This is a genomic window from Kiloniella spongiae (genome assembly GCF_001026905.1).
Classification (GTDB): Bacteria; Pseudomonadota; Alphaproteobacteria; order Kiloniellales; family Kiloniellaceae; genus Kiloniella; species Kiloniella spongiae.
Map to the genome: position 1 here is coordinate 1 of NZ_LAQL01000047.1, position 1,128 is coordinate 1,128.

Consider the following 1,128-nt stretch of genomic DNA (forward strand, 5'->3'; position numbering starts at 1 on the left):
TGCCTGATTCTTGCTCAATTGCATCACCGAAACTGCCAACATTCTCCTCACTAAACAGCATTCCCCTTGTATCACCACGGAGAGTATCGTTTCCGCTTCCACCAAAGAGTTGATCGTTTCCTAACCCACCATCAAGTGTATCTTCTCCATCGTTACCGTTAAGAATATCGTTCCCGGCAAAACCAATAATAATATCTTGAGAAGAAGTACCCGAAAGATTGTTGTCAGAGTTATTACCAAGTACCACGTTCATCACGGCGCCATCAGAGCTTTCGAATGAAACCCGGCTTTCAAAAGACACGAACCAATTCTCGACTGTCAGCTGATCAGTTTCAGAAACGTTGATAATCAGGTTATTGTCATCTTTCACAAAAGTCAGATCATTCTGGGTTATTCCAGCACCAAAGATAACTTTATCTTCCAGACCATTATTGCGAATGAGATCAAAACCATCTCCGAGGTTATAAAGATAAGTATCATTTCCGGCACCACCTTCAAGAATGTCGTCTCCAGCACCGCCAGAGATAAGGTCGTCTCCGGCGTTGCCATTGATCGCATCATTTGTATCACCACCGATAAGTACATCATGACCTGAAGTTCCCTGACTTAGCTCAAATGCTATATCAACGCTAACACCTTCGGCTGAGGTAACACCACCATTAACAGAGAAATGATTTCCGTTCCCGGATAAATCCTGTCCTGAGGATGGATCAGCGAGGAAATAGCCTGTCGTCCCATAATCAAGGCCTGTTAGTTCAGAGGCAATCCATGTGCCCGGAGAGTTCGGATCTTCCATACCAAAGGCAGCTGCATCATGCGCTGTACCATCAATCAAACGGACATTGTCAATGGCACCGTTATAATACCAACCACGAGTATTGTTGGGTGCTGCCGCCCCGATTTGTTGCTGGTAACCAGCATTAACCCAAAGATCACTATTTTGTGGAGGATAAGCTGTTGGCCATGGGGATTGGGCAAACTCTGTAACCTGCTCGCCGTTCACATAAAGACGAGCACGATTTTCTGCCTGTGTTTGAGTAGAATCATAAGCAAAAACGATATGGTAATAGTCTTCTGTACTCTCAAGTGTTTGGCTGGTTATTAGGGCTATCTTATTAGACGAACCCT

At 44.7% G+C, this 1,128-nt stretch carries 1 protein-coding gene; it reads right to left on the reverse strand.

The features are described 5' to 3' along the window. On the reverse strand, positions 1–1,128 hold a 1,128-nt coding region (locus WH96_RS20825), incomplete at both ends, for a LamG-like jellyroll fold domain-containing protein (protein ID WP_047766176.1).